Origin of the sequence: Streptomyces canus, assembly GCF_041435015.1 — a bacterium.
GTDB lineage: Bacteria > Actinomycetota > Actinomycetes > Streptomycetales > Streptomycetaceae > Streptomyces > Streptomyces canus_G.
In genome coordinates this window covers 2,835,430-2,862,385 of record NZ_CP107989.1, presented here as the reverse complement: position 1 = coordinate 2,862,385, position 26,956 = coordinate 2,835,430, and the positions used below count along the sequence as shown (strand labels likewise).

Annotated in this window: 31 protein-coding genes and 1 pseudogene; 1 reads left to right on the top strand and 31 read right to left on the bottom strand. The window is 71.3% G+C overall.

Annotated features, from left to right (window positions below):
- Window positions 1–57: 57 nt before the first annotated feature.
- From OG841_RS12760 to OG841_RS12610, 31 genes and pseudogenes are all read right to left on the bottom strand, one after another.
- Window positions 58–1,176, bottom strand: coding sequence for a DnaB-like helicase N-terminal domain-containing protein (locus tag OG841_RS12760; RefSeq protein WP_371565262.1), 1,119 nt, complete (start codon window positions 1,174–1,176; stop codon window positions 58–60).
- Window positions 1,176–2,447 carry a DNA cytosine methyltransferase gene (locus tag OG841_RS12755; RefSeq protein WP_371565260.1) on the bottom strand — a complete coding sequence of 424 codons (1,272 nt, stop codon included), beginning with the start codon at window positions 2,445–2,447 and terminating at the stop codon, window positions 1,176–1,178. The genes OG841_RS12760 and OG841_RS12755 overlap by 1 nt, the downstream gene beginning before the upstream one ends.
- On the bottom strand, window positions 2,444–4,234 hold the full coding sequence (locus OG841_RS12750; RefSeq protein WP_371565257.1) for a type IV secretory system conjugative DNA transfer family protein: 1,791 nt from the start codon (window positions 4,232–4,234) through the stop codon (window positions 2,444–2,446). The genes OG841_RS12755 and OG841_RS12750 overlap by 4 nt, the downstream gene beginning before the upstream one ends.
- A gap of 3 nt (window positions 4,235–4,237) precedes the next feature.
- A complete protein-coding gene (locus OG841_RS12745) occupies window positions 4,238–4,825 on the bottom strand; it encodes a DUF317 domain-containing protein (protein ID WP_371570677.1) in 588 nt (195 codons plus the stop codon).
- 155 nt (window positions 4,826–4,980) lie between these two features.
- Window positions 4,981–5,493, bottom strand: a complete 513-nt coding sequence (locus OG841_RS12740; RefSeq protein WP_371565255.1) for a hypothetical protein — start codon at window positions 5,491–5,493, stop codon at window positions 4,981–4,983.
- Between the two features lie 73 nt (window positions 5,494–5,566).
- Window positions 5,567–6,385, bottom strand: a complete 819-nt coding sequence (locus OG841_RS12735; protein ID WP_371565252.1) for a DUF317 domain-containing protein — start codon at window positions 6,383–6,385, stop codon at window positions 5,567–5,569.
- Entirely contained in the window at window positions 6,376–6,732 is a 357-nt protein-coding gene (locus tag OG841_RS12730; RefSeq protein WP_371565250.1) for a hypothetical protein, read from the bottom strand. The genes OG841_RS12735 and OG841_RS12730 overlap by 10 nt, the downstream gene beginning before the upstream one ends.
- Window positions 6,733–6,759: 27 nt before the next feature.
- Complete coding sequence (locus tag OG841_RS12725) at window positions 6,760–7,563, bottom strand: DUF317 domain-containing protein (RefSeq protein WP_371565247.1); 804 nt, start codon at window positions 7,561–7,563, stop codon at window positions 6,760–6,762.
- A complete protein-coding gene (locus OG841_RS12720; RefSeq protein WP_371565245.1) occupies window positions 7,560–7,943 on the bottom strand; it encodes a hypothetical protein in 384 nt (127 codons plus the stop codon). Before OG841_RS12720 ends, OG841_RS12725 begins: the two co-directional genes overlap by 4 nt.
- 275 nt (window positions 7,944–8,218) lie before the next feature.
- Window positions 8,219–8,626, bottom strand: coding sequence for a hypothetical protein (locus OG841_RS12715; RefSeq protein ID WP_371565243.1), 408 nt, complete (start codon window positions 8,624–8,626; stop codon window positions 8,219–8,221).
- A 14-nt stretch (window positions 8,627–8,640) separates the two neighbouring features.
- A complete protein-coding gene (locus OG841_RS12710; protein ID WP_334450421.1) occupies window positions 8,641–9,291 on the bottom strand; it encodes a hypothetical protein in 651 nt (216 codons plus the stop codon).
- Window positions 9,288–10,046, bottom strand: coding sequence for a hypothetical protein (locus OG841_RS12705; RefSeq protein WP_371565240.1), 759 nt, complete (start codon window positions 10,044–10,046; stop codon window positions 9,288–9,290). Before OG841_RS12705 ends, OG841_RS12710 begins: the two co-directional genes overlap by 4 nt.
- Window positions 10,047–10,069: 23 nt before the next feature.
- Window positions 10,070–10,765 (bottom strand): hypothetical protein, encoded by a 696-nt coding sequence (locus OG841_RS12700; RefSeq protein WP_371565238.1) that lies wholly within the window; start codon window positions 10,763–10,765, stop codon window positions 10,070–10,072.
- 13 nt (window positions 10,766–10,778) lie between these two features.
- Window positions 10,779–11,624: a relaxase/mobilization nuclease gene (locus OG841_RS12695; RefSeq protein ID WP_371565236.1), complete on the bottom strand. Its 846-nt coding sequence runs from the start codon at window positions 11,622–11,624 to the stop codon at window positions 10,779–10,781.
- Window positions 11,621–12,046, bottom strand: coding sequence for a hypothetical protein (locus OG841_RS12690; protein WP_371565234.1), 426 nt, complete (start codon window positions 12,044–12,046; stop codon window positions 11,621–11,623). The genes OG841_RS12695 and OG841_RS12690 overlap by 4 nt, the downstream gene beginning before the upstream one ends.
- 99 nt (window positions 12,047–12,145) lie before the next feature.
- Entirely contained in the window at window positions 12,146–12,643 is a 498-nt protein-coding gene (locus OG841_RS12685; protein WP_371565232.1) for a hypothetical protein, read from the bottom strand.
- Window positions 12,644–12,689: 46 nt separating this feature from the next.
- A complete protein-coding gene (locus OG841_RS12680; RefSeq protein WP_371565230.1) occupies window positions 12,690–13,226 on the bottom strand; it encodes a hypothetical protein in 537 nt (178 codons plus the stop codon).
- Between the two features lie 62 nt (window positions 13,227–13,288).
- Window positions 13,289–13,477, bottom strand: coding sequence for a hypothetical protein (locus OG841_RS12675; RefSeq protein WP_371565228.1), 189 nt, complete (start codon window positions 13,475–13,477; stop codon window positions 13,289–13,291).
- Window positions 13,474–13,932 (bottom strand): hypothetical protein, encoded by a 459-nt coding sequence (locus OG841_RS12670; protein WP_371565227.1) that lies wholly within the window; start codon window positions 13,930–13,932, stop codon window positions 13,474–13,476. The genes OG841_RS12675 and OG841_RS12670 overlap by 4 nt, the downstream gene beginning before the upstream one ends.
- 37 nt (window positions 13,933–13,969) lie before the next feature.
- Window positions 13,970–15,076 carry a hypothetical protein gene (locus OG841_RS12665; RefSeq protein WP_371565226.1) on the bottom strand — a complete coding sequence of 369 codons (1,107 nt, stop codon included), beginning with the start codon at window positions 15,074–15,076 and terminating at the stop codon, window positions 13,970–13,972.
- On the bottom strand, window positions 15,069–15,812 hold the full coding sequence (locus tag OG841_RS12660; protein WP_371570675.1) for a glycosyltransferase family 2 protein: 744 nt from the start codon (window positions 15,810–15,812) through the stop codon (window positions 15,069–15,071). The genes OG841_RS12665 and OG841_RS12660 overlap by 8 nt, the downstream gene beginning before the upstream one ends.
- A gap of 48 nt (window positions 15,813–15,860) precedes the next feature.
- Window positions 15,861–16,355, bottom strand: a complete 495-nt coding sequence (locus OG841_RS12655; protein WP_371565225.1) for a hypothetical protein — start codon at window positions 16,353–16,355, stop codon at window positions 15,861–15,863.
- A gap of 163 nt (window positions 16,356–16,518) precedes the next feature.
- Window positions 16,519–16,668, bottom strand: coding sequence for a hypothetical protein (locus OG841_RS12650; RefSeq protein ID WP_371565224.1), 150 nt, complete (start codon window positions 16,666–16,668; stop codon window positions 16,519–16,521).
- Between the two features lie 283 nt (window positions 16,669–16,951).
- A pseudogene (locus tag OG841_RS12645) lies at window positions 16,952–17,853 on the bottom strand (hypothetical protein).
- A gap of 262 nt (window positions 17,854–18,115) precedes the next feature.
- Window positions 18,116–19,630, bottom strand: a complete 1,515-nt coding sequence (locus OG841_RS12640) for a VirB4 family type IV secretion system protein (RefSeq protein ID WP_371565223.1) — start codon at window positions 19,628–19,630, stop codon at window positions 18,116–18,118.
- 28 nt (window positions 19,631–19,658) lie between these two features.
- Window positions 19,659–20,120, bottom strand: coding sequence for a DUF6238 family protein (locus OG841_RS12635; protein WP_371565222.1), 462 nt, complete (start codon window positions 20,118–20,120; stop codon window positions 19,659–19,661).
- A gap of 101 nt (window positions 20,121–20,221) precedes the next feature.
- On the bottom strand, window positions 20,222–21,694 hold the full coding sequence (locus tag OG841_RS12630) for an SCO6880 family protein (RefSeq protein WP_371565221.1): 1,473 nt from the start codon (window positions 21,692–21,694) through the stop codon (window positions 20,222–20,224).
- A gap of 81 nt (window positions 21,695–21,775) precedes the next feature.
- Window positions 21,776–23,131, bottom strand: coding sequence for an SCO6881 family protein (locus OG841_RS12625; RefSeq protein ID WP_371565220.1), 1,356 nt, complete (start codon window positions 23,129–23,131; stop codon window positions 21,776–21,778).
- 36 nt (window positions 23,132–23,167) lie between these two features.
- A complete protein-coding gene (locus OG841_RS12620; RefSeq protein ID WP_371565219.1) occupies window positions 23,168–23,860 on the bottom strand; it encodes a hypothetical protein in 693 nt (230 codons plus the stop codon).
- Window positions 23,860–24,174 carry a DUF6112 family protein gene (locus tag OG841_RS12615; RefSeq protein ID WP_011031268.1) on the bottom strand — a complete coding sequence of 105 codons (315 nt, stop codon included), beginning with the start codon at window positions 24,172–24,174 and terminating at the stop codon, window positions 23,860–23,862. Before OG841_RS12615 ends, OG841_RS12620 begins: the two co-directional genes overlap by 1 nt.
- A 136-nt stretch (window positions 24,175–24,310) precedes the next feature.
- Complete coding sequence (locus OG841_RS12610; protein WP_371565215.1) at window positions 24,311–25,435, bottom strand: C40 family peptidase; 1,125 nt, start codon at window positions 25,433–25,435, stop codon at window positions 24,311–24,313.
- Window positions 25,436–25,950: 515 nt separating this feature from the next.
- Between OG841_RS12610 and OG841_RS12605 the strand changes: the two genes are divergently transcribed.
- Window positions 25,951–26,706, top strand: coding sequence for a DNA-methyltransferase (locus tag OG841_RS12605; protein ID WP_371565213.1), 756 nt, complete (start codon window positions 25,951–25,953; stop codon window positions 26,704–26,706).
- The last annotated feature ends 250 nt before the right edge of the window (window positions 26,707–26,956 follow it).

Sequence of the window (26,956 nt, the reverse complement as noted above, 5' to 3'; positions counted from 1 at the left end):
CTCGTCTCTTCTGCCGGTGGCCGGGCCTTCGGGCCCGGCCACCGAGGTACGCGGGGGCTACCGGGTTGCTCGTGTGGACCGGGCGGCGTGCGCGGCCGTGGTGGTCGGCGGGCCGGCGCGGGTGGTGGGCGCTGGTCGCTGCCGCTGTGTCGGGGCGGCTCCGGTGGCGTGCTGCCAGCGGGTGCGGATGGCGCTGATGTCGGCGAGGCCGCGGCGGGCGCCGACGACGAGCTGGAACGGAGTGTTCGCCGGGTCGCTGGCATACGCCTCGATGCGTCGGCCGGTTTGTTCGGCCGTGGCCAGAAGGGAGCGCTGCAGGGCTCTCTCCCCCCAGTGCTCGACGGAACCGGCCGGTTCGGTCAGCAGGCGAAGCACCTCGCCCGGTCCACTGCCGTCGTCCAGCAGGCCGCGCTGCTGGGCTTCCCACAGAACCGTGACAGGGTCAACGGGCTCGCGGCGGCGGGCCAGGGTGGTCAGGCACTGCCACAGGCCGGCGTGCAGCGGCAGGGTGAGGTCCTCGGGGAGCAGCCACCGGACGGCCTCGATGTCGGCGGGGTAGGCCGTGGCGGTGGCGAGCAGAATCTGTTCCTCCTCGACTGCCTCTGCGGGGTCGGGTGCGGCGGGCGGCGGCGGGGCGGTGGTGCGCGGCAGCACACCTGCGCGTGGCGGGAAGCGGTTAGCGATGTCATCCACGACCGCAGCGAGTGCGTCCGCCTCGGCGAGCACCGTCTGTACGGGGTGCGGGAGGCTGGCGTCGTGGACGGTGTGGACGAGGCGTTCTGCAGCCGTCCGTAGGCGGCGGCGGGCGTGTTCGGCTTCGACCATCCGGGCGTAGGCGGGGGCGTGGCTGGCCCAGGGGCAGACTTGGATGAGGGTGTGCAGGTAGGAGGCGGTGAGTCCGCGCGCCTGCTCCCGGCCTGTGGCGAGCACGCGGTCGAGCCACTTGGTGTTCTTTGCGTGCTCGGCGGGGTCGGGCGGCGGCAAGGTGGTGATCGCGGCGTACAAGGCGGAGTGCGCGGCGGTGGAGAACGAGTCGGCGGCGATGCCGGTCATGTTGCTGAGGCGGTGCGGTTCGAGGAGGAGGGCGCCGAGGAGGGCCTGCTCGACGTGGAACACCGGCTGGGGCGGTGGGATGGCGTCGAGGTCGTCTTCGTCGGGTTCGGGGGCGTGGGGCATTAGGCGGCGAGGGTGAAGTCGTCGGGGTCGAGGGTGACGCCGAGGTGTGGGGCGAGGAGGTGGCCGGCGAGCAGCGGGGGCACGGCGTTGCCGATCTGGGAGAACTGCTGGCCCTTGTTGCCGGCCCAGGGGTAGTCGGCGGGGAAGGTCTGCAGGATGCCCGCCTCGTGGGCGGTGATTCGGATCGGCTCGGGATCCGCTGGCACGTCGACATCCATGGCCGACGGTGAGGCAGGCTCGGCGATCCAAGTGCACTCGTTCGCGCGGTGCCCGAAGAACAGCGTGCCAGCCGGCTCGGACAGTGGACGGACAGTGGCGTTTGCCTGGTTGTTGCTGCGCAGGGACCAGGACCAGCGGTGGGCCTCAGCGGTGAACGTCGGCGTCGGAGCGTCGGCGGCTCGGTTCTCGTGTGTGCCGTGCGGGGCCGCCCATCCGGCGCCTTCGGGGCGGGACTGCAGGACCACTCCGTCCGGCCGGGGCATCCAGGTGCCGCGCTCACGGGCGTTGGACAGCGTCTTGCGGGAGCCCGACGGGAACGGTTCGGGTCCGCCGCCGGGTCCACCGCCCGCGCAGACGGTGGGGACGGGCCGGTCGGTCGCGCCCCATCCCAGAGCCTCGGCCATGCTGACCCAGCGGGCGCGGCCGGGACCGAACAGCGACTCCGGTTCGGCCAGTTGGGAGTGCGTGGGGGTAGGAGGCTGCGCCGTACGGACGCGGGAGGCCAGGAGTATCGCCCGCTTCCTGGTCTGCGGGACGCCGAAGTCGGCCGCGTTGAGGATCCCGTACCAGACGGAGAACCCCCACCCGCGCAGGACGGCCGCGTACTGCTTCCACAAGGGCAGGATGTGCGGCACTTCCTCCATGGCGACCCAGTCGGGCTCGCCGACCGTGTTGAGGGCGTACAGATAGCGCATGGGCTCGGCTGCGAGCAGGGAGCGCTCGTCACGGCATGCGGCGAGGAGGCGTTCGCGGGAGTCGCGTCCGGCGGCCAGGTCCTCGACCGCCGCGTGCACCAGCGGCTGGTCGAGCAGGCCGAGGCGTTTGCCGGCCATGCTCCACGCCTGGCACGGAGGGGAAGCGATCATTCCGCGGGTGCGGCCGATGAAGGGCCAGGTCGGATACCTTCCCACGTCGGTGCGGATGGTCAACTGCCCAGCCGCAGCCCGGGTCTTGCACGCCCACTCGTCCCATTCCAGCCCGATGTCGCGCACGCCGAGGACGTGCAGCGCCCTGCTCCAGCCGCCCGGCCCCGCGAAGAGGTCGAGTATCACGCGGACAACCCGAAGCCGTCCTGTGCCGGCGCGTGCTTCGCCACGGCGCGGGCGGTGATTGCCTGCGACGCGCGGGCGGACGCCGCGGACAGCTCCTCCGCGCCGGGCTCCCGGTACCACGGCCGAAGGTCGAGCATGGCGGCGCGCATGCCGGTGGCGAAGCAGAGCGCGGTGCCCTTGGGCAGGGCGCGGATCGCGTCGGCGGGCAGGATCCGTTCCTGCCGCATCGACACTGACGTGCTCTTGCCGGACTCTGAGTGCGAGGTGGACGTGGTCTCCACGTCGTGGTCGCCGATCAGGCGGCTGAGCTTGTCCGCGAAGTCCGGGTCGTCAATACCGCTGCCGATCACCTTGACAGTCGAGGCGGACCACATGGCGTCCATGCCCGCGTCTCCCCAGACCTTCTGGCCTTGGCGGTAGGACTGGAGGATCGTGATCGGGATGATCCCGCGGCTGCCGAGGTGGGAGTACAGGTCCGGCAAGTCGCTGATCTTGCACACGTTGGCGGCCTCGTCGAGGATCGCCAGCATGGGCGGATCCAGGCGCCCGCCGGCACGTTCGGCCTGCGCGGTCGCGGCCCGCATCACGGAGTCCGCGCACGCGGCGATCAGCGCCGAGGCTCCGCCGCCACCGTCCTTGCTGAGTAGGAACAGCGTGTCGGTAGACGTGACGAACTGCTCCGGCCGGAATTCCGGGACGTCCTTCTGCGGCGTCACCCACGCGGCGATTTCCGCGTTCAGGAGCGCGGAGGCGTACTGCCGGGCTGTCTCGTAGATACCGTCCCTCGTTTCCGGGGGGCCTTCGACGGTGCCCTTGAGCTGAGCGGCCACGGCGGCGAAGTCGTGGTCGCGCAGGATGTCCAGCGGAGTGCGGTCGGCGGGGAAGGCGAGCCACTGCATGATGTCGGTGATCGGGCGCTCGTCGAGTGCTGCTGCCAGCAGCAGTTGGGAAAGGACGTTGCTGCCGGCCTTCGACCAGAAGTCGCCCTGCTGGGACGCATCGACGCTCGCGGCGAGGAAGTGTCCGGCGAGCCGGTTCGCCCCGTCCAGGGTTTTCGCGCTGGCGAGGGGGTTCCACCACATCTCGCGGGCGGCGTGCGCGATCTGCTGCGGGTCCATGGTCCACACCGCCCCCGCCCGGGCCCTTGCCTCGTAGGCGGTGGTGAAGGCGTCGCCGGCGGCCTTGTTCGACGTCAGCAGGACCGGGCCGGGTGCGCCGAGCATGGACGGGATGGCGAGCGAGGTGGTCTTGCCGGACCGGGGCGCCATGATCGCGACGGCGACGTCCTCGAACCCCATCCGTACCTCGTGGCGGCTGCCCTGCAGGTTGCCGAGAAGGATGCCGGTGTCCTTCGCGTCGATGTGCTTGCTGTCCTTCAGGCTGGGGCGCAGGGAGCGGGCTTTGTCGGTGATCGCCTTGGCCATCAGCGGCTCGATGTCCCGGGCCTTGGCCATGTCGGTGATCTTCTTCCGGTCGCCGCCTCGGTTCTTGTGCCGGGCCCAGAGGACGCCAGCCCCCGCCCCGAGAGAGAGGAGCAGGAGAACGGGGACGATGCGGGCACCGATCAGCAGGGACGTTTCTCCTGTGTCGGGCCAGACTTGCTCGGGGTGGAGCAGGGCGTTGGTCGGCTGGTAGGGGGCCCAGCTGGTGCCGGTGAGGTAGGCGGTGATGTTGCCGGACAGCCAGGCCAGGTGGGACAGGGGGACGACGACGGCGAGCACGCCGAGGAGGAGGCGCAGGACGAGGTCGTATCCGTCGGTGTTGCTGCTGGAGGTGGAAGGGGGCAAGAGCTATGTGCTTCCGGGCGGGGAGGGAGGATTAGCGGCTGCGGCCGTGCCTGGGCGGCGCTGGCCGTGAGGGGATCGAGGCCGGCGGCGTGGTGGTGCGCCGGGCAGCGAGGGAGTGAACGCGGTCAGCGCGCCGGCGACGTACACGGCGAGCACGTCGGTCGTCCGGCGGATACCGACGTTCGGGTCGAGGGTCGGCAGACTGTGCCCGCTGTCGGTGCGGTGCACGGGCTTCGGATCGCCGAGCGCGGCGGTGAACGCGGTGACAAGGTGTGGCGGAGTGTGCGCACCGAAGCGGGCCTGCCAGACCTTCTGGCGCATGCCGAGGGTGACCGTGATGAACCAGGCTTCCGGATCAGCTGGTGTTCCCAGCCGCTCGACGTACGCCGTCTTGTCGGGGGAAGCAAGGCCGTTGTCGCCGTACGGTGACCAGCCGGCCTGCCGGAGCGCTCCGTACGGGTCGCAAGGCGCGTCAGCGGCTGGGGCCGGGTCGGTGAGGGCGTCGGTGAAGGCGGCGATCAGTTCGACGGGCGTGCGGGCGCCGAAGCTGGCGTACCAGGCGGGCCGGTCCGGCTCGGCGACGTGGTGCAGGGTCCACCACTGGTCGTCGGGGTCGGGCTCCAGGCGGTGGCTCTATCCGCAGGCACGGTGGAGGGGAACGGTGATCCAGGCGGGGTCACCGCCGCCGGCGAGGTGGCGCGGGGTGATGAAGTCGACCTCGACGGTCTCGGGAGTCGGCGCCCTAGTCACTTCCGTGCCGCGGTTCGTCGCACAGGTGCGAGGGCAGGCATGGGAAGCAGGGATGAGGGGGCCTTGCGGGCTGCGGTGTTGATCTCCCGGAGCGCTTTGCCGTGGGTGGCCCAGTCGTCGAGGTAGCTCCAAGATTCGGCGTGATGTTCGGCGAGGGCGTCGTCAAATTCGGTGGTGCCGGGCTTGGCGGTGGCGGGCAGGGCGTCGCGGGTGAGCAGCCATTGCTCGTGCAGTTCGTCGAGACGGTCGAGGGCCGTGTGCAGGACGCTCAGCTGGTATACCCAGCGGCTCTGCACCGTGTTCTCCGGCAGCTGGGTCAGCTGTGTCTCAGCGGTCGCCAGCAGGTGCCGGGCGCCGTAGCGGAGCGGCTCGAACGCCTCGGCGGTGTCGGCATCGCGCTGGCTCTTGCGCATGCCGTAGGCGTGGTCGTCGTAGGGCCAGCCGTCGAGGCCGGTGTGCTCGTCGGAGTAGGCGTCCCAGGCGTCGAGGATCTTCTGGCTGTCCCGCACGTAGTGGTCGAGGTGGCGCAGGAAGTCGCGGTGTGCGTGGTGGTCTCGGGAGATGGGGAGGGGTCCTGTCAGGTCAGCGGCGAGCGGCCGGCTGCGCGGTACTGGCGTGCGCCGGGATCGTCGCGGGTTTCGTCTGCTGGCGGCGGGCTGAGCGTGCCTGGGCGCGCAGATGCTTGATGCGCGTGGCGTGGGCGTCGACCACCTGCTGCGGGTGCAGCGGGCTGGGCTCCTGTACGGCGCTGTGGTGGCCGGTGCGTTCGAACATGCCGCGCTGGAGCGGGCTGTGGTCGGTCAGCGCGGTGAGGAACGCGCTGACCAGGTGAGCGGGGGTGTGCTCGTCGAGGTAGGCGTGCCAGATGCGCGGGCCGGAAAACTCCCCGTGGCCGGGCTCGCGGGTCTCGATGTGCCAGGACGACCGGTCGTGGAATTCGCTCAACGGCCACAGTTCGATGTGGCACATGGAGTCCGGCGAGCGCGCGCCGTCTGGCTCGTGGTGCCATCTTGCCGAGGTCACCTGCTGCCACGGGTCCGGCTGCTGTGGCGGCGGGGCGGTGAGGGCGTCGGTGAAGGCAGCTAGGACCTCGGCGGGCACGAGTTCGCCGAACTCGGCGTACCAGCCGGGCTCGGTGCCGACGGGCTCCGCCCGTAGCCGCCACCACGCCGAGGTGCGGGACTGCGGGTCGAACTGGAGCCGGTGGCGAAGGTCAGGGCTTGCCAGGATGATTTCGGCGCTCAGGGGGTCGGAGACGGCGTTCCATCCGGCGGCGGCCAGGCCGTGGGTGACGTGGCGGGCGTCTCCGGGGCCGACGAGGTGGCGGGGGCTGGTGTCGTACGGGATCTGCACGGCGTGCTTGTCGGCGAAGGCGGCGAGCTGCCGTTCGCTCAGCGGCACCAGCAGCACCCCTGCTCGCTCGTCAGCGAACTGCCGTACAGGTCACGGAGATCGTCCAGCACGTAGTGGAGGGTGTGCTGGTCGGCCAGTTCCCACGCGGCCGTGCGCAGCTCGGTGATCAGCAGGTCGCCCTGCGCCGTGCGCGGCGCGTCAGGGCTCTCCTGAACGGCGCGGGCGAGGGCGCGCAGCGTGTCGGCGAACTGGACGGGTAGGCCCGTGTACTCGTCGAGGAGGGGCTCGACGAGGGCGAGGGCTTCTGCGGGGTCGGGGTTCTCGCGCAGGTAGTCGGCGAGGTCCGCGAGCGTTTCGGTCAGGGTGCGGATGGTGTCCGGGGTGAGTGCGGGCATCGGGCTCCTCGGGGCGGGCTATTGCGGTCAGCGGCGGGTGCGTGTGCCGCCGGCCGGGGTGTAGGGGCGGGCGCTGGTGCACGGCCTGGTGCTGCGGGCGCTGTTGCGGGCCCAGGTGGCGGCGCGGGCGGCCGTGACGCGGGCCTGCTGCCACGCACTGAGCTGGGAGGGCTTCACGGACACCGACCAGGTACGGATCTGCGTGCTCATCGGCACGCGTCCGCGTGGGCGCATCACGGGGTCTGGGCTGGCGAGTTCGGTGGAGAAGGCTTGCACCAGGTGCATCGGGGTGTTCGGCGTGAAGTTGGCCGTCCAGCCGTTGCCCTGCTTGTCCTGCGCTCCGGTCCACCACATCGCCGCCCCGTCGGGGCTTTGCCGGTACTGCACCCACGCGGTGCAGTACCGGCTCGTCGCCATGTAGTCCTGGCCCTCGAAGCGCGTGTGCCATCTCTGCTCCTGCAGAGGGGTCCAGACGTTAGGGGCATGGGCGGAGAGGGGGCGGGTGAGGGCATCGGTCAGGCCGGCGACGATCTCCACCGGCGTTTGCTGGCCCAGGTGGGCGGACCACTCGCCGTTCGCTCCGTCGGCTCTGCCGTGGATGGTCCACCCGCCGGGGAGGACGTAGGGGTCGTAGGCGATGCGGACGGTGCGATCCGGGCTCTCCATGTGCAGGGGGCCGCCCGTCTTGGACCTGTCCCGCCAGCCGGAGGCGCGCAGGAACTCAGAGACGTGCCGGACGTCGCCGCCGCCGGCCAGGGCGCGGGGCTGGATGAGGTAGTGCTGTTCGGCCTGCTCGTCGGGTCCCCAGCCCTGCCACTGCTTCTTCTTCACCGGCGGCGCCGGACGACGAGCGGTGCGGGTGCCGGGGGCTTCGCCGCCGTAGTGGCGGGCTGGGCGCCGACGCGCTGGAGGGTGTCTTTGTGTTCGTCCAGGTCGAGGGTGATGTCGCCGAGTTCGTTCGAGGCACGGCCCAGGGCGAGCCACACCTCTGCGGGGAGCGCGCCTCGCTCTGCCTGGTCCTTGGCGAACACGCTGCCGGTGGCGACGAGGTGGGTGACGCCGCCGAGGACTCCGGTATCCGGGTCGAGCACGCGGGCGATGACCTGAGCGGCCTCGGGCGGGGGCAGGTGAGAGAGGTGGTCGGCGAGCTGGCCGAGCTGGCGGGTGATCTCGTCGGCCAGTCTCACGGGGTAGGGGGTGGGGTGGGACATGCTCCTCCGGGTCGGTGGACGGTCAGTGGTGGTGGCGCTGCCCGACGCGCTGCGTCTCGGCGAGGACGGCCTCCGGGCGAGCGCCGGCCAGCGGGGAGGCGCGGTCGGGGCCGGTCGGAATACAGGCGCGCAGATAGCGGCGGAAGAGGGCCGTGGCGAGTCGGGGCTTGAGCCGGTTGCTGATCGGTGGGGGTGTGCGGATTGCTACGGGTATCTCCGGGTCTCGGGTGGTGAGGCGGGCGGTCCCGGCGCGGTGCCGGGACCGCCCAGGCGTCTTACGGGGTGCGGCGGGCCGGAGCTGCAGGCGAGGGGGAGCCGATCGATGCCTGTTGCCGCACGGCAGGGCGGCCCGCTCGGGTGCGCAGGTCATGCACGGCCTGCCGGTAGGCGGATTCGTCGAAGACTTCGGGCGTGCAGTTGACCTCGTACCCGGCCAGGAGCAGGACGGGGATGGCACGGGTTGCCAGCCGCTTCTGCTCGTCGGCGTCGAGGTGTTCGGGCACGGTGTGCCAGATGTAGAGCGGCGCGTCCGTGGGGTATGCGTGGCGTTCCAGGCCGAGGTGTTCCAGCAGGTCGTGGAGCTGGGCGGGGGCGCCCGTTGGGGTGTCGGCGTGGATGGTGGTCGTCAGGGCCTTGATGTAGATCTCGACGTCCGTGCCGTATTCGTCGGCCAGGTTGGCCATGTGGTTCTCCGGGGTCAGCGGCGGCGGGATTCCGCAGGCTGGGCGCGGCTCGGCGGTGGTGAGGCGGTGGCCGGCCGCTGCGCAGGGCGCGCGGCGTGGTTGCGGGCGTGGAGGATGGCGCGCGCGGCCTCGCTCACGGAGGTGGCAATGCTTCCGAGTCGTGCGATGGGATCGGGTTCCGCGGCGGGCGCGGCCCCTTGGAAGTCGCTGGCGGCGATCCAGGCGCGGACGACGACCTCTCTGGCGAGGGGCAGCAGCCCGTGGACGGGGGCAGCGACCTCGGTCAGGACCTCGGCCACCTCGCTGCTGGTTGTGGCGGCTGCGGCTCGCTCAGCGAGCCCCGCCAGGTAGCGCAGGGCGGCCTCACGTTCACCGTCCGGTGCGACCAGCATGTTCAGCGTGGGGTCGAGGTGGACGCTGTGACCGGCGGCGAGCAGAGCGTGCGAGGCTGCGGTCGCCTTCCGGCGCTGCTGCTCGACGGGCAGGCCGTGCGGAAGCCGGTGATAGTCACCGCGCGGTCCGGGAGCGGAGAGGAAGCCGCCGGTTCGCTGGAGAATGTCCGCGGCCTGGTCGGTGCCGCCGATGGCCACGACCAGGTCAGTTCGCGGGTCCTTGGTGATGGTGACGTACTCCAGCACCCAGAAGTCGGGCTCCGTCTGCTTCACCGAGACCGGGTGGCCGGCGTACGGGGAGCGGCAGGGACGGGCGGGATGGAAGCGGCGGCGGCGGTGGGCGCGGTCCGGCCTGCGGGATGCTGCAGAGCGGTGCCGATGCCGAGCGCGTCGAGGCGCGGACCGATCTCGCGCAGGGCGCGGGCCTGGGCCTGGGTGTCGTCGCCACTCAGGCGGTAGATGCCACTCTGCGGGTCCTGGACGAAGCCGTGGGCCATGAGGACAGCGCTGGCGCGGTCGTCGGCGGGGGCAGTGGCGACGCTGCCGTCCGGCTGCCAGGTCAGGACGACCCGGTCCGGCTGGGAGGGCTGGATGCCGCCCAGGGCGTTGTGGCGGACCTGGGCGAGGGCGCTGTCGTATCGGGCGAGCAGGTCGCCGGTGACCTGCTCGGCGCTCAGGAACGGGTCATCGGCCAGGGCGATGCCGTTGGGCTCGGGAACGCCGCGGAACGCCTCGTCGGGCAGGGCGTGCGGGGCGACGGCGGCGATGAGGAAGCCGTCGCGCTCGTCGTGCCGGTCCAGAAGGACGAGCTGCGCACCGTCCTGTCGGCTCAGGACGGCGGCCTGCTGCAGGGGGTGCTCGGCGAGAGAGGCGGCGACCAGGTCCAGGTCCCAGATGCGGTTGGCGAGTTCGGCGAGGTCGTCCTTGGCGTCGGCCGGCAGGTGGGAGCTGGTCCAACTGTCGGGGAGTTCGCCGGCGAGAACGTCGGCGTACGAGGCGAGGCGCTCGGAGGTGTGGTGGTCGTGCATGGTGTCCTTGGGCGAGGTGGGAGTCAGCGGCGCAGTCCGGCGGCCATCGGGGGCGGCGGGGCCGGGAGGGTGCGCGGCGGTGGCGGGCAGGCGCACGCGGCAGAGCGCTCTTGCGCGGTTGACGGGACTTCCCCGGTGCAGGTGCTGCGGCCGGGGTGCGGGGCATGCCGGTCGGCGAGCTGGTTGCGGGTCTCGGAGAGGTCGGTACGGATGACGCGAAGGTGCTCGTCGGCGAGGTAGCGCAGCCGCCGCGCGATGTAGGGGTCGGCCGCCTGGCCGAGCCCGTCGTGGAAGTCGGCGGTGGCGGTGAGGACTTCCTCGAGCGCGGCGAGGACGCCGTCGTGGGCGGCGGTCAGTTCAGTCAGCGCATCGGCCGCCTCGTCCGTAGTGGCGGCCTCGCGAAGGCGCTCGGCGACGTGGGCAACGGAGGATCCCAGCGGCAGGTAGCTGGCCGGACGCGAGTCGGTGTCGAAGTCCGCGTCGCAGTCGACGTGGTATCCGGCCGCCCGCAGGCGGGCCACGGCGTCGGTGGCGAGACGGGACTCGTCGTCCTCTGCTAGGCCGGTCGGGGCGCGGTGGTACGTCTCATGGACTCGGACGACGGCGACGAAGCCCGCGCGCTGGAGGATGCTGTGTGCCTCGGAGTCGCCGCCGCGGGCAAGGAGTTCGTCGGAGTGCGGGTCGCGGCGGATGTCCAGGAAGCGGTCGGTGCGGGGCAAGGAGACGTTTCTCCTACGGCGATCGGTGGGCGTTGTGCCGGACGGCGTCCGGGGCCGGGACGGCGCGGGGCTGGACCAGGCGGTTTGCGGTGGTGTCCAGGTCCTGCTGGATGGCGTAGAGGCGGCGGGCAATCAGCTCCAGGCGGTGTGCCGTATCGGTGCCGGCTGCTCCCGGCTGGCGGGCGATCCGGTGCGAGGTGTGCTCGACGAGTCCGCGTACCGCGGCCAGAGGGCCGGCCTGTTCGTCGGCGAGCTGCCTGAGGATGGTCGCGAGCTGGGCCGACGCCGTGAGCGCCGCGCGGACGGCAGGCCGCGAAGGGGGGTCGGATCGGACAGGGATCAGGTGGAGGTCCTGTTCGATGCGACGCGCCTCCTGTGCCAGGCGCCGCAGTTTGTCCGCGGGGGGAGCGTGCCACGCGCCGTCGACATGGATTAGGTTGGCGATCAGATCGAGGCGCCCTGGCTGGGCCTGGACAGCGATCCATCGGCAGCCATGTTCCTTGCCGGGGATCTCGATGCCGACGGCCCGCGCGAGCCGTTGAGCGACCTCGGCCCACTCCGGTCCGGTCAGTTCCCGGTCCTTCGGGTGAAGGCGGATGTCTAGGTGGAGGATCGCCCGCCGGTCGTCGTCGGGGCTGGCGGCGAACGGATGCTCCAGGTAGGGGTCTTCGAGGTGCTCGGCCCACTGGACGGACGTCCAGATCCTCTGCTCGTCGTCCAGGGTGAAGTAATCCAGGCCGGGCCAGTGGGCGACGATCGTGTGCTCCGTTAGGCCCTCGTTCGGTGAGACCGGCCGCCCCAGCGCCTCTTCGAGCGGGTCGTGGGGCCGGTGGGTCCGCTCGTGCAGGCGGGGGATCACCGGCCGCTCCGGATGTCGGCGATGTGCACGAGCTGGCCCAGGGCGGTGGTGGTGTACCAGCCGCAGTCGATCAGCTCGTCGCGGTCGGCGAACCGTGCGAGGAGGGTGTTCTCCATGGCCCGTAGATAGATCAGGCAGTCAGGGCAGCGGCGTGGGAGGTGCACGAGGTAGCGGGGATGGGCGGTGACGTAGGACTGGGCGCCGCCGGTCGCATCCCGCAGACGCCACCCGTCCTCGTCGGTCGGGGTGTGCCAGGAAGGGGCAACGACGCGCATCGCGTCGCCCCACAGTTCTCCGTCGGCCACCCCCTTCAGGACGACGACGGTGTCACCGGCCTGGAAGTGGGCGTGGGTGATGTCCCGGTCGGGGGTGAGCGGGTCGGGCGTCGGTGCGAAGGCCGAGGTGGGCGGGGGCTGGGACATGAGTTCCTTCCGCGCGGTTGCTGGCGGGGTGGGAGCATCAATAGTCCGGAGGAACGCCGGTTTGGCTAACCGGCGTTTCCCGGCTATGTTGCCCCGGCGTCAGCGGAAGGGGTTCTCCGTCCCGCGGTCCGCCTCACTGGCCGCGTCGAGGAGTTCGAGCAGGTCAGTGCCGTCGGCGTCGCGCTGGTCGATCCACCATCCGGCACGGGTGATGGAGCGGGCCTTCTCTTCCAGCTCCGCCCAGTCCGCCTCGTCCCAAGTGCCCTCGACGACGAGCGCGGTGTGCGCGGCCGTCATCAGTTGGTGGCGGGAGCGCTCGCCCCAATTCAGGGCCTTCTCCGGGCCCTCCAGCTGCGGCATGTCGAACTGCTTGGCCCACGCGACGGCTGCCTCCTGCTCCTCGGCACGCTTGGTCGCGAGCCACTCGTCCTTGGACTCGGCGTCGGCGTCGCGCGCCGCCTTCCAGCAGTTGGTGCAGTCCTTCGACGCGAGCCAACGGGCAAAGCCTGCCCGCTTGTCGGCAGGGCGATTGGACAGGTCATGATCCACGCTGTGGGAGCAGGCGTGCTCCACGGTCCAGTGCGTACGCACGGCCATAATTCGTTCTCCTCAAAAGGGGTTGGAAGGTGGGGGTGCGCCCAGATCAGGGCGTCTTGTGCCGGCCTCGGAGTGGGCGGTGTCGGCCGCGCGGCCGGTGTCCGGCGGGGCGGAGCTGTCGGCGCGCGGCGAGAAGGACCGCGAGAGCGAAGGCCGCGCCGGCGGCGGGGAGCACAGCGCTGGTGAGCGGCTGCTCGGCGAGGCGTCCGGCCAGGGCGGTACCCGCGGACTGTCCGACGCCGATCGAGAGGATCAGCCACGCATACGCCTCGCTGGTCCGGCCCGCAGGGGCGAGGGCATCGGTGGTCACGTAGGCGCAAGCGACCACGACGGTCAGGAACGCACCGGGCACTGCGATGGCGGCGGTGGCCGCGAACGGCGCGGGCAGGGTTACGGGTGGGAGCCAACCGGCGAGGAACGCAGCGCTGGCGATGATCAGCCGGTCGGCGGTGGTCCGACTCCAGGTGCGGCGCCCGTAGACGAGGCCGCCCAGGAGGCTGCCGGTGGAGAACGCGGCGGGGATGATGCCCGAGAGCATGTCCTGTTCGTGGTCCTCGGCTATGGCGATCGACCACACATTCATGGCCCCGATCGCGAACCCGATGCCGGTCAGCGAGACGAACAGGAGCAGCAGGCCGGGGCTGGTCAGCCGTCCAACGGGACCGCGGCGCCCGCGTGGACGGTACGGCCGTAGTGGTCGCGTGTCAGGTCGAGCGCGGCCTCGGTCTCGCAGTCGATGACCGCCATCCGCAAGCGGAAGTCACGTGCCCCGTTGGCCAGTTCGGGAGCTGTCGGCAAGTGCCCGTCGGGGGCCGGACTGCTCGCGGGTGTCATCGAGACCGCCCGCCGGTCGCGGCCGTCAAATGGACGGTCGGAGCGTAGGTGGGCTTCGGCGGGATCGGCCGGGCCGCCGGCGGGGAGGTGGTGGGCGGTCCGGAGCGCTGCGTCGTCCGGCCGGCGGCGGCCTGGGCGAGACGGCTGCGGCGCTCCTGGAGTCCGTTGGGTCGGGCGGGGCGTGGCGGGCCGGCCGAGAGGGACGGGTCGAGGCGGATGTCGGCCTGCACGGTGTAGCCGTGGCGGCGCAGGTCGTGGACGGCTTGGCGGGTGCGGCGGACTCCGTCGCGCTCGGGCTCGCTGAGCCGGTAAAGGCCGGGTGCTCCGGGAACGGGCTCGAACTGCTCGCGCTCCAGGTACCAGTGGGCGAGGTGTGCGGGCAGGGAGGAGGTGAAGGAGGCCACGAAGCCGTGTTCCTCGTGGTCGCCGAAGGCGAAGTGGGTGCCGGGTCGCAAGGGGGCGGGGTTCTCCTCGGGGCGTGGGACGGAAGGGTCAGGGGCCACGGCGCGCGGGCCGGGCCGCGGTGAGGGGGCGGGCTGGCGCGGTGACGGGCAGGGCCGGGCGGCGGTGGGGTGCGCTGATGCGGGCCTGACGCAAGAACTTTTGGCCGTCGGTGAGCCACGTCTCGATGGCCGACCACGCGCGTGCTCGGCGCTCCAGCTCCGGCACGGAACAGCCATGGACGATCTCGTCGACCAGGCCATCGGCATCGGTCACGGCGTCGGCCAGACGGGAAAGGACTGCGGCGTCGTCGGGCCACGGGCTGCTCGCGGGTCGGCACCGGTCGAGCAGCGGCGGGGCGTGGTCGACGACGGTCAGGAAACGGCGCCAGGCGTGGTCGAGGAACAACTCAGTCGCGGCGCCGAGGGCGGCGGCGCTCAGTGGGGTGGCGTCGCTGTAGCGGCCGGAAGCGTTCATGGCCTGCCAGGTGTCGTGCTCGGAGCGAATGTCTCCGAGCACGGCGGCGATGGCCGCCGTCTGGCGGGCGTGGACGGCCTGCTCGTAGGTTGGGAGGTACCGGTCGGTAAGGGCCTGGGCAGCCCGCCCGGGGAACGGCGGTAGGACGATGCTGCGCGGGGCGTGGGGATCGCCGTAGCCCCCTTCGAGCCCCTCGGGAGAGAAGGCCCCTACCAGGTAGTCGAGTTGACGGCCGGGACGCTCGATGAACAGCAGCGTGGTGCCCTGCACCATGTCGGTGAGGAGCGCGGCGTAGGGGATCCTGTCGCTCTGGACGGCGGGGCCGAGTTCGCCGCTGTCCCAGATCCAGGGGACCAGGTCTTCCTGCCAGGCGGGGTGCGAGTAGATCTCGACCGAGGCGTGCCACTGGCCGGGCAGGAGGCGCGCGAGGTCGCGGGCGGCGTCGCCGATGAACCGGCGGCTGCTCGTGTGCACGCTGGTGCGGTGCTGCTTCGCGCACGTGACCAGGTCGACGACGGTGGTCTGGGTGCCGTCCGCGGGCAGGCGCCAGACACCGTCGTCATCCCGCTGGAAGCCGCTCTCCGCGAGGGCGGTATGCGCCCAGGAGTAACGCTCGCCCGAGGCGATGGCGACGATCCCGGAGTCCCGGCTGTGCGACAGGATGATCTGCGCCTCAGCCATGGACCAGGTCCTCGCCACCGCGCAGGACGGCGCGCAGGCTGCGGCCGTACGCCCAGGCGTGCTCACGGGCCGCTGCCTCCAGCTGGTCGTATCCGGCCTGGGCTGTCATTTGCCCGTTCCACTTGCGGTACCTGTACACGGGCACTGGCAGCAGGACGCCGGGGGCGAGAGCGGTGACGCCGACGGCCGCGCAGTAGTCCTCGCCCTGGACGAGGCCGCCCATCGGCGCGGCGCGCACGAGGTCGGTACGGGCGAGGATCGTGGTCGGCCCGATGGGGATGGTGTCCGTCGGTGACTTCCAGTACGTCCACACGTCACCGGCCTCGTGCCGGCCGGGCGGCGTGGGGCAGCGCCACAGGGTGGTCGAGCCGTCGGGGTGCTGATCCTCGCTCCAGCCGGCACACCAGCCGACCTGGGTGGATTCCAGGGTGTTCAGCCGTACGGCCATCGCGTCGTCGGTGAACAGGTCATCGTCGTCTGCCCAGTTGGTGTACGGGGTGCGTACGTGAGCGAGGGCCAGGTTCCTGGCGCAGGCGGCGCCGACTGGACGGGACAGCGCCAGCGTGCGAACGCGCGGGTCCTGCGTGAGCGGGGTCGGCAGGCGGTCGGGCGATGCACCGTCGAGCGCGATCACGGCCTCCCACGGCACGGACTGCCGGGTGAGGCTGGCGTGCATGGCGGCCAGGTAGTCCAGCCGGTCTTCGCGCAGGCGGCTGGCGATGACGACGGTGATCAGGGGCGTGCTGGGCGGGGGCAGGGAAGGCTCCGGGAAGACGAGGGGGAACTAGCGGCGGGCGGTGGGGCGCGGGGTGCCGGCCTTCGCCGGGGCTACGGTAGGAGCGCTCAGGGGGCGCTCGCCGCGGGATGCCCGGATGGCGGGCGGGGAGTCGAGGGATGACCAGGCCGCCGGGTGGTCGTTGAAGGCGGTGCGCGGGTCGGTGGACCAGCTCACGATCGGGCCGATGTGCTCGTCCAGGAGACTGATCACCTCGACGCCCTCCCTATGCAGGACGTACCCCCACTGCATGTCCTGTTCGTCGACAGTCGTGTCGGTGACCGACATACGGACCGGGGGTGAGCCGTCCGGGGTGATCAGGTGGTCGAGGGTTCGGCTGGGCCAGTGCTCGCCGCCGGTCAGCGCGTTCACGAGTGCGGGCGGGGCGTCGTCGAGGAGATCGGTGCCGAGTTCGTCCCAGCCGACGGCGACGTCGTCGATGAGGTGCCGGGACATGGCCTCGATGTTGCGCCCGAACTTGTACCGGTAGGCGGCCAGGAGCAAGGGGAGGTGGTGGCTGGGTACGCCGTCGAGCTGGACGTGGATGCCCGTGTATCCCGTACCGCGGGTGGGGCGGGCGATGAAGGAGCGTGTGGACAGGGGATTCTCCGGAGCGAGCGGGGTGCGGGGGATGTTCGACGGCCGTCACGGTGGCGTGCGGGTGCGTCTACGCGCGGTCGGACCAGGACGGGACTGGAGGGCCGGAGGCGTCGGTACGCGCGCAGGTGTAGCCGATCAGGCGGGAGGGTTCGGCCTTCGCGGGGACGGTGGCGGCGTCGTTGCACACGAACGTGTAGCGGATGGAGGTGCGGGGCACGTCGTGGAGCCAGGCCCGGTCGTCGTTGCCGGGGTTGATCTGCAGGCCGGGGCGCGCGCGACGGCGTCGGTCTGGGTGTGCGTGTGGGAGAAGAGGATCAGCGCGCCGCCGTCGGTGGTCTTGAGGGCGTAGGCGTCCGTGTAGCTTGGCGGCGCCAGCGAAGACGGTGGTGGGTGGTGGGCGCCGAGTGGCGGAGGTTCACACCGATGCCCTTGGCCGTGAGCTGCTGGACCACGCCGTGGACGCGAAGTGCGCGACCGTTGTCCCCGTAGGCGGTGCGGCGTCAGCGCGTGTGCCGCGGCGGAGCTGACGGGAGGGCTCGCGGCGGAAGGGACGGTGCACGAGCCGGGGTGCAGGGCAGCCGCGGTGCGGGCGCTAGGGGGGTGAGCGCCCGCATCCGGTCCTCGGCCACGTGCAGGACCTCTCCGAGGCAGCGGCGTCGGCGAGGTCGTAGGAGAGGTCGAAGCCGTCGTCCTCCTCGGCTTTCTCGCCGGCTGCTTCGAAGAACTCGCCGAGCTGTGCCAGCAGGCCGTCCGTGGGTTCCAAAATCTGATGCAAAAGGGCAGCGACATCCGCGTGCGACTCGGCTCTGTTGAGCCGGTCGGTCAGATCGCGCAGCGCGTCGCCGTAGACGTAGGCGGGGCCGCGGTCTGGTGTGCCGGGGATGTCCCGGGACGGGGGCGGGGGTGTCGGTTGGGCCGGGTGCACGTGGGGGCTCTCGTGAGGCAGAGCGGGGTGCGGTAGCAGTCCGAGCTGGGCGAGGCGGAGGTCGATCGCCTCGATCAGGGGTTGGGCGCTGCCGCCGTGGCGGGCTTCGGGCCGCTGGCGAGCCCCGGGGGTGTCGGAGGGGGCGGAGTCGTAAAGGACCTCGAACAGCGTCTGGTCGTCGGGGTGCTCGCGGGTCGCGATCCAGCCCTCGGGGTCCCCGGGCGGGTGGTCGGAGGGCGGTTCCTGCGGCGGACTGATGATCAGGTAGCTGTCGTCGGGGAGCGAGACGCGCACGATGTAGGCGCTGAGGCCGAACTCGATGTCGCATGGCAGACCGCGCGCTCGCAGCGGCGTGGTGATGTGCACGTGGCGACGCCACAGCTCCTGCCACCACGGCATGTTCACGTCGCGGTGGTCGGGAAGTGGCGCGATCAGAGCCTCGCGGGCGTCCGTAGCGTTCGCCTCGTCAGCGGCCACGAATTCTCCTGCGAGACGCCGATGGGTGCGACGGAGTCGTTCGGCGAGCGAGGCCGGCTTCTGGCTTCGGAACCGGACTGGAGTCGAGTTCGTACTCGTCGTAGGCGGCGATCAGGTCGTGTTCCAGCTGGGCTTCACGATCGGCGACTTGCGCCATGAGGTCGTCGTGCTCGGCCTGGCACTGCTGGTATTCGGCCCAGTCGGCGTCGCTGAAATGAGCGGGGCGGTGCAGAGCATTCCTTGGGATGTGGGTGGATCGGCTTCAGTGCATACGGGCGTCGGTGTCGAAGAGCGCCAGTTCGTGGCTGTGCAGGAGGTGCTGAACAATGAAGCTCCGACCTGCGACTTTCCACAGGCCGCGCCCTCGGTTGAGGTGCGCGATGGCGTCCATCTCGACGGAGGTCAGGCCGAGCAGGGAGGCCGCGGCGTGGAGCTGGTCGTTCTCCTGGCGGTAGATGATCCGGGTGCTGCAGTCAGCGAGGAGTCCCTCGGCCAGGGCTCGGCCTTGTGATCCGGCGTCGCCGGCGGTGAGCAGGTCGGACAGCCGGTGGATCACCATGAGGTTGGCAATCCCGAGGCCGCGGCTGAGCTTCCACTGGGCCTGCATCCGCTGGAGCAGGCCGACGTGCCGCATCAGCCTCCATGCCTCGTCGTACACGATCCAGCGCCGTCCGCCGTTCGGGTCGGAGAGGGCGGACTCCATCCAGGCGCTCGCGCAGGTCATCGCGAGGACGAGGGCGGTGTCGTCACCGCTGCCGCCGAGGCGGGACAGGTCGATGGTGAGCATCGGCGCGTTCGGGTCGAAGCTCACGGTGGAGGGGGCGTCGAACATGCCGGCCAGGTCGCCGTGGACCAGGCGCCGCATGGCATGGGCCAGGTCGCGGGCGGCGTCGCCGAGTTGGCCCGACATCATCCCGGCGGCTTCGTCGAGCGCGCTTGGGCTGTTGAGGGTGGCGGCGACGTCGCCGAGGAGCGGGGTGCGGTGCGTGTCGGCGGCGCGGGTGACGACGGCGTCGAGGGCGACGTCCAGGGCGGTGTGCTCCATGGGCATCAGGTCCCGGCCCAGGACGGTGCGGGCAAGGGAGCCGAGCAGGAGCAGGCGTCGTTTGCGGATCTCGCCGACCCAGTCGGCCTTGGACACGCTCTCCGGGCGCGGGGCCGCGTCCAGGGGGTTCAGGCGACCCGGCAGTCCGGGACCGAGGGCGACGGACCGGCCGCCGAGGGCTTCTGCCACCGGAGTCCACTCGCCCTTCGGGTCGCACGGGACGTAGACGCGGTATCCGAAGGCGACCGAACGCAGCGCGAAGGACTTGGCGAGGGCGCTCTTGCCCTGGCCGATCACGCCGGCGAGCAAAAGGTTGGGGTTGGTGAATCCCTCGACTTTGCCATACAGAGCGAACGGGTCGAAGACGAATGATGCTTCGGCGTGGACGTCGCGGCCGATGTAGATGCCCTCGGCGCCGAGTCCGCCTTCGGCGAGGAAGGGATAGGCGCCGGCCGCGACCGCGGTGGTCATGCGGTGGGCGGGCAGCTTCAGCCGGTTCCCGCGAGAGGAGGCGGGCCCGGGGCGTCCGCTCGATGGGTAGAGCGGGGCGGGCATCTGGTGCTCGGCGGGCGTGCTTTCGCTCTGGTGGGCGCTGGCTTCGGCGCGGGCTTTGGCGGTGGCCTCGGCGAGCTGGCGGCGGGCGGCCTTGCGGCTGGCGCGGGCGGTGCCGTGGGGGGTGAACAGCGGGCTGGCGGACGCGCGGCGGGCGCGACGGGCGGGCCGGTGGCTCATCGGGGGCCCTCGATTCTGCGGGTGGTGCTCATCGCACGCAGGCCGTGGTGTGCGGGCGGAGGTCGGTGGGGGTGGTTTTGCGGCGGACTACGTGTCCGGCGGCGAGGTGGCGTTGGCAGATCGTCAGCACGGGCGGGCCCTCGGGGAGCCGCTCTGGATGGCAGGCGCTTGTCTCGGCGTCCGCCTGGGGTGTGCCGGGCAGCAGGTGGAAGGCGGCGTGGACTTCGCTGGTGGCCTGCCAGAGCCTGGTGTGGGCGGTGGCCAGGTGACGTCCGGCGACTGGGTGCGGGGGCCGGGTGTGGTCAGCGAGCCGGTCCAGAAGCTGGAGCAGAGCGGTGAGGTGGGCGTGCAGCACGTCAAGGTGCAGACGATCTCCGGGCTTGGGCGGGTCCGCGTCCGACGGCGCCAAGGCCCGTGCGTGGTGGCGGATGCCGGCGTTCGCGGCGCGGAGGTAGGGGTGCGCGTCGGCGGGGCGCGTAGGAGAGGTCAAAGGTGGTGGTCCTTCCTGCCGGTAGGCAGGGCAGTGAGGGGCGTCCCGTCGCGGGTGATCCGGAGTGCGGTGGGTCAGGGGTGCGCACGGGCGCGGCTGGTTCACAGGGCGGTGCGGGCGAGCGGCAGCGCGGTGAGGGCGAAGGCGTCGGGCTGCTGGTAGTTGAGCCGACGAAGGTCGACGCCGGAGGCGACGGCGTGGGTCTCGATCTGTGCGCAGGCGGCGTCCAGGAGGGCGTCGGTCTCGGCGGTGACGGTGACCAGGCCGGTCAGTGCGACGTCCGCGTGCCCGGCGATGAGCTGGCGTTCGCGGGTTTTGACGTCGGCGTACTCGACGGAGTCCTCTTCGGAATCGACCTGTCCGCGGCGGGCGCGCTCGTTGGCGTCGGCGATGATCGCGGCCTTCTTGCGCTGGACGTCCCGCAGTGCGGACTCGAGCCCCTGCGGCACGTAGATAAGGGAGAGGCTGCGGCGCACGCCGGCCGTGAACATCAGCCCGTGCAGGAACCCGGCCCCCATCTCGGTCCTCGGCCAGTTCTCCACCCAGTACGTCGCGTGCCGCGCGCTGTCGGTGGCGAGGCGGTCGTACTCCTCGAACTGGACGACGGGCCCGGCAGCTGCGGGGTCGGCCTCGGCGCGGCCGGTCTCGGACCACTGCTGGAGTGCGGCGAGGGCCTTCGGGTCGTAGGCGGTGCGAATGACGGCGGCGATCTCCCGCGCGCTCAGCCAGCCGGTGACCTGGAGACCTGCGTTGCGGGCGGCCTGCGCGATGGACGCGGTGGTCTGCTCCATGACGGTGAACGCCCCGGGCAGCCCTCCGCCGGCCTGGCTGATCAGGCGCCGGGCGGCCTTGAGGTTGAGGGAGATGGCGAGGTAGGTCTCGTGCGGGGCGGCGGCAGGGCCGGCAGAGGAGACCAGCTCCGAGTAGATCTGTCCGGCGACGGGGGTCTGGGGCTGCCCGTTGTGGGTCCAGTGGCGGGTGAGGGTGTCGCCCGAGTCGGGGACGGTGCGTTCCAGCACCTGCACGGTGGCGATGTGCCCGGTGCGGGCGATGCCCGCGAGCGCGCGTCCCCAGCTGCTCACGTTGTGGTTCTGGGTGGCGGGGTCGAGGAGAGCGAAGGCGCGGCTGGTGACGCGGGCGATGGCGGTCAGCGTCTGTTGATGCGGGTCGTGGACGGCTGCGGCGCCGTTGGCGGAGTCGCCGGGGGTGACCACCTTCAGGGAGGCGACGGTGCCGGGCAGATGGAGGACGCCGTCCTGCCGGGGCCGGGTGACGGGCCGGGCAAGCCAGAGGGTCTGGCCGGTGTGGCGACGGTGTGCATACCGGGTGACGATCGGCGCCCAGTCGATCAGGGAGCGGCCGTGCCGGCGGATCGCGACGAGTGCCCCGGATGCCGCCCACAGCGGTGCCAGGGCGACGGCGCCGAGAAGCCCGGTGGAGATCACCGTCATCAGCAGCAGGGCCAGCGTGCAGGAGACGAGGACGAGTTGAGGCAGGGAGAGGCCGAGGAGGATGCCGCGGCGGCTCCGGTGCGGGAACTTCACCGTGACCGGGGCGACGGAAAGATCAGTCAAGGGGCGGGTCCTGGAGGCGCGGGTGGAACCCGAGGGCGGGAGGGCGCGTGCACGTCCCGCCCCCGGGAGTCGGTCAGGGAATCAGAGGCCGGTCGGAGGCGGCGGGGGCCCGCTCGCCCCGCTGGACGGGGCGTTCTGCATGCCGGAGGACGGCGGTGCCCCCTGCGGCGGCGGGGTGGACTGCCATCCGCCGCTCTGCCCAGACGCGCTACTCGCACCGGATCCGCCAGGCCCCTGGCTGCCGCCCACCTGGCCACTGGTGTCGTCGGACACGCTCGTCGGCGCGGGCTGGACGGCCTTCTCCAAGCCGGACTTGACCGCGTCGCCGCCGGGCGAGGAACCCGTTCCGCCGCTCTGCGATCCCTCCTTGCCCTCGCCGCCTCCGCCGGTCGGGTTGGCAGCGATGTCGCCGGGGAACCCGCCGCCGTCGGGGCCCTGCGGTGCGGCACCCGCGCCGGCGGCAGCGCCACCGGTTCCGGCGGTGGCCGCAGCAGCGGCGGCCTTGCGGGCGGCCTTCTCGGCGTGAGCCTTCGCGATCTGCGCACCGGCGCCGCCGGCACGGTGGATGGACTCCCCGTCGGTCCCGTCGGCCGCCCAGTGCACGAACTTGAAGACCGCGTACGGGCACAGCAGCACCAGGATCATGATGACGATGCCGGACATGACGTCGGCGAGGGCGGCGATGCCGTCCTCGGCCTCGGTCTTGCCCATGGCAGCGATGCCGAGCACGAAGATCACGGTCATCAGCAGCTTCGAGACCACGAGGGTGGCGGTGGCTTCGATCCAGCCCTTGCGCCAGCGCCGGGCGACTTCCCAGCCGCCGCCGGCGGACGCGAAGACGGCGAGGGTGACCATGACGAGGATGCCGACCTTGCGGACCATCATCACGCACCAGTAGAGGAAGGCGCCGATGGCGGCGCCGAGCCCGACGACGACCGGGACGAGCCAGCCGAGTCCGGACAGCGATCCGATCTGGTTGACCTTCACGATACGGCGCACGGCTGACTCGATGTTCAGGTGCGCGGTCTTGAACAGGCCGTCGCTGACGGCGTCGACGACTTCGACGGCCACCGTGGTCAGGGCGATGGCGCAGAAGGCGAACAGGACGCCGCTCATGGTGCCGGTGAACGCTTGTGTCAGCGCTTGCCCGTCGCGCCGGATGGCGGCCCGGACCAGCTGTGCGCAGAACGTGGCGACCAGCAGGACCAGGCCCAGTGGCAGCAGCATCTCGTAGTTGTCACGGAACCATCCGGCGTTCAGATCCACCTTCGTGGTGGTGTCGACCGCCTCGGCGGCCAGGTCGGCTGCGGCGGCGGCCAGTTCACCGGCGGACTTCGCCATCCAGTCACCGATGGCCTTGCCGGGGTCCGAGGCGAAATCCACCGCGTCGCCGACCGTGCACAACTTGTCGGCCAGAGGGTAATCACAGAAGCCCACGGGGAGTTACTCCTCCTTTCGTGTCTCAGGCGCGGGTCACTGCGTGACGCTCGGAGCGATGGCGGCCAGGGTGCAGTCGTGGTTCGGGCGGCACTGGACGGCGAGGGTCACGGCCCGTTCCTCGGCCCCTCCGCCGCCCTTCTTCCAACTGAGCGTCTGCTTGCCGTTGACGGTGACGACGTAGATGTACGCCTCGGTGATCGCGGACGGGTCCTCGGCCAGGGCCTGCTTGAACGCGCCGGGGTAGTGGCCCTCGGTGACGTGGGCGGTGGCGTGCTGGTCCTGGTCGGCCATCCGTGACCACAGCACCGGGTCAGGAACCTGGCCGGAGACCGAGGCCCAGTCGGTGTACTTGGTCTCGGCGGTCATCCAGGCGCGCATGCCGGCGAGCTGCTGGTTGCGGCTGGTGTCACGGGTGTCGTAGGACCACAGCATCTGGGCTGCTGCCTTGGCGTAGGCGACCGGCTCGGAGATCTGCGGCGGCTTGGGCACCGACCCGGATCCGGAGGAAGGCTTCGGGGCGGCCTCGGAGGAGGACGGGCTGCCGGTTGGGGCAGGCGCCACGGCGCCCGGAGCCTGGTGGCTATTCCCGCCTCCGGTCAGCAGGGCGACGACCCCGGCGATGGCGAGCAGGACGGCGACGGCGGCGGCGACGATCGCGATGCGCCGGTTGGCCGACCACCCCGAGCCGTACGAGGACAGTGCGAGGGACGGGGATCGTTTCCGCATCAGTGGACCTGCGAGCCCAGGCCGGAGAAGAAGGCCACGATGCCGTTCGCGGCGCCCAGACCGAGGGCGGCGCCGGCGGCGACCACGGCGCCCTTCTTCCCATTGGCCTCAGCCTGGTGGCCACCGGTGTGGTGGCCCCAGGCCCAGACGCCGAGCGAGACGGCGAGGGCGCCAACGACGGCGATGATGCCGAACATGTTGATCGAGTTGACGACGTTCTTCAGCACGCTCAGGCCGGGCAGGCCACCGCCCTTGGGCGAAATTCCTGGGTCATAGGCGAGCTGGATGACGCGGTCTGCGAGGGGGACGGACATAGGGGTGGTGGGGCTCCTTGCATACGCGGGCCCAGCGGGGGCCGGCGGGGAAGGCGAAAGCGGAGGGGGGCGCGCGAAGGGCGCGGAAGTGGCCGTGGGGCCAGGGCGCCCGGGGCGATGCCGGGCGGGGGCGGCGTCAGAGGACGCGGCGGGCGGCGAGAATCGTCCAGTCCTTGATCGGGGTGATCCGGACCGGCTTGGTGGTGCGCGGCGCCTCGATCACGAGGCCCTCGCCCATGTACATGCCGACGTGCTCGGGCCGGGCGGCGGTGCCGCGGCTGAAGATCAGGTCACCGGGCTTGAGATGAGCGGGCGAGATCGCCTTGCCTTCGTTGACCTGCGTGTACGTCGTGCGGGTGAGCGTGATTCCGGCGTGGGCGTACGCCTGCTGCATCAGCGAGCTGCAGTCGCAGCGGCCCATGGGGTCAGGACCATGCGAGTTCGTGCAGGAGCCGCCCCACTGGTAGAGCGTCCCGAGCTGCTGCATCGCCCAGGTGATGGCCTTGCGCGCCTTCGGATCGGCGTCCTTGGGGATCGAGTAACCCTTCGGGACGCTCCCCTCGGGGATGCGGCCGAACCCGGAACCGTCCTGGTCCGGCGCGCAGCCGGTCGTGGCCGACTGCTTGTCCTGGTCCGTGTCCTTGCCGTCCGCGTCACCGCCGCCGGGGAAGCTCTTGGCGATGGCGCCCTGCAGCGCGGTGGCGAGCTTCTCCCACTGCGCGTAGGCGTCTGGCAGGCCGGACTTCTGCACGGCTTGGGCGGCCTGGGTGACGGTCATCTGCTGCCACCCGCTCACTTTGAGCAAGTGCTTGTAGAACTGCTCGCTCGCGTAGGTGGGGTCGCGGATCTGCTCGGCGCTGCCCCAGCCCTGGGAAGGGCGCTGCTGGAAGAGGCCGAGGGAGTCGCGGTCGCCGTAGGCGAGGTTGCGCAGTCGGCTCTCCTGCATCGCCGTGGCGAGCGCGATGATCTGTCCCTTCTTGGGGACGTCGAGGGAGAGGCCGGCGGCCACGATCGTCTGGGCGTTGGGGACCTGCTCGGCGGGCAGGTCCAGGCCCTCGACGTGCACGTCCTTGCCGGAGGCGCCGTCGAGGATCTTGGTGACCTGTTCGGCGACCTTGTCGCTGTCGATGTCGCTCAGGCAGCTGCTGAAGGAGCCGCTGCTCTGCACGGCGTCGGCCGAGGAGGCCAGCATCATGCCGGTGCCGGCGATCAGGATCGGGGAGAGGAAGACGACGCCGATGCCGGCGGCGAGCCCCTTCAATCCGAGCGGACCGCTCGCCGGTCAGCGGTTTCGGGCATGGGTGGGTAGCGAGACGTCATGAACGTGTCCTTGGGGGTGTGGTGTCCGGCATACCGCGTGCGCGAGGCGTCTCGGAAGGGCGCGGCAGCCGGGGTGGGCGATCGGGACGGGCCGGTGCGGGGCGAGTTGCCGCTCGCTCCGCGTGGCCGGGCCGTGAGCTAGGTGTGCCGGGGCAAGGGGTACCTCCGTGAGGTGTGGCAGGGGAGTGGCCAGCGGCGGCGTGGGCCGGGCGGTTCAAAAACAGTAGGCGCGGATCGGCGGTTGACCAAAAAGTCGGCGTGAGGTGCCGGAAACCGATACCTCGGCAGGGCACTTCTTGGTCGTCGGCGGTTTCGCCTCTACAGTTTTTGGACTCCCCCTCGCCCTCCTCGGTCTGCGGCCCTGGGTTTCTGCATGCCCACTTCCGGCCCGCGAGGACTCCTGCGCGAGGCGGCTATTTCCCTCCGCGTTTCCGCAACCTGAATCGGGGTTCCTCTTTGCCTTTTTCCCTTCACCAGGGCGACGCTCTGGCCGTTCTCTCCGGCCTTCCGGACGGCTGCGTCGACTCCGTCATCACCGACCCGCCGTACAACAGCGGAGGCCGGACCGCGAAGGAGCGCACCACGCGCTCCGCGAAGCAGAAGTACACCTCCGCCGACGCCAAGAACGACCTCGCCGACTTCACCGGCGAGAACATGGACCAGCGGTCCTACTCGTTCTGGCTGACGCAGATCATGACCGAAGCCCACCGCCTTACCAAGACCGGCGGGACGGCCCTGCTGTTCACCGACTGGCGCCAGCTCCCGACGACGACGGACGCGATCCAGGCGGCCGGATGGCTGTGGCGCGGTGTCCTGGCCTGGCACAAGCCGCAGGCCAGGCCCCAGAAGGGCCGGTTCACCCAGAACTGCGAGTTCATCGTCTGGGCCAGCAAGGGGCCGATCGACGGCTCCCGCAATCCCGTCTATCTGCCTGGCATGTACTCGGCTTCGCAGCCCTCTGGCGCGAAGCGCCAGCACATCACGCAGAAGCCGGTCGAGGTGATGCGGGAGCTGGTCAAGATCAGCCCCGAGGGCGGCACGGTCCTCGACTTCTGCGCCGGCTCCGGCTCCACGGGCGTGGCCGCCCTGCTGGAAGGCCGGGACTTCATCGGCGTGGAGAAGACCGAGCACTACGCGTCGATCGCAGCCGACCGGCTCACCGAGACGATCCGCGCAACCCTCACGCAGGACGGCGTGGTTCTCACCGCCTGAGCCGCGTCCTTGCCCGTCGCCAAGGCGACCAGCTCCCACGCGCAGCCGTAGGCGAAATACCGCCCGGAGGAACGTGCAATCCGCCGGCGGCGCCGCGCAAGGGCGCCCCCGCACTTCCCTCATTCCGCGTCTCGTAGGAGGCCGAACTTCTCAATGTCCGAATCCGCAAAACCTGCCGACGATGGAGAGTTGGAGCCGATTCGTATTCCGGATCCACAGCTGGAGGGAATCGAGGCGAGCGTGCGGCGGC